The organism is Oleiphilus sp. HI0123, assembly GCF_001635315.1.
In genome coordinates, this window is record NZ_LWGE01000013.1 from 1 (window position 1) to 737 (window position 737).

Here is a 737-nt window from a genome sequence, read left to right on the forward strand (position 1 = left end):
TGAAAATCAATTTACCCCTTTTGTATATTCTTACTTTTTTACTCGTTGGCTGTTCGTCCGGCTCTAAAGAGAACACCACGAATCAGTCTAAGGTTAATGGTGAATGGCGTTCAGATGGTGTTGTGTTAGGAGGTCGAGTAGGTGAGTTTGTTTGGTCGCTTAATGATGGTGTATTTATCAAAACCATTGAATATTTAGATGATTTAGGGCCAACTATTGAGTCTGGTACATATGTAATTGGCCCTGAGGTTGTCATGCCAAGTGGGGTCACTGCCAATGAAGTAGATATGACATACGAGTATTCGGAAAAAGCTAGCATCACTAAACTTGATATCGTTCATATCGACGTAAATGGTTTGTATTTTGGAAGCGAAAATATCAACGAACTTTGTGAAGGTGAGTTCTACGAAGAAACCAGGCACGAACTAGAAGTTATTAATGGTGTAGTTAGGAACTTGGATGAGATCAATGTCTGTTTATCTAGGCCAACCTCATTAAACTTTGAACGCGTATACCGGAGTGAATAGTTATAACCAACAGCTCAAACGGACTCCGTACAAGTCGCACCTTTTTCGCGCTCCGCAGCAAAAAAGTCGCCACTTGTACTCCGCCGTTTAGCAGGGCGTTGGTATGACTCCCCACGTCAAGAGGCCCGCACAAAATCCTGCCGGAACCTCGGCCAGAGCCTTTCTTTTTAATTAACATTCTTCCCGTTAGGGAAGCGTCAACGCATCAGA

At 42.9% G+C, this 737-nt stretch carries 1 protein-coding gene; it reads left to right on the top strand.

Features of this window, described 5'->3' with window-relative positions; all coding sequences use genetic code 11:
- Nucleotides 1-527 (top strand): hypothetical protein (locus tag A3761_RS26455; protein WP_197472668.1); only part of this gene is annotated, 527 nt, incomplete at its 5' end.
- Between the last annotated feature and the right edge of the window lie 210 nt (nt 528-737).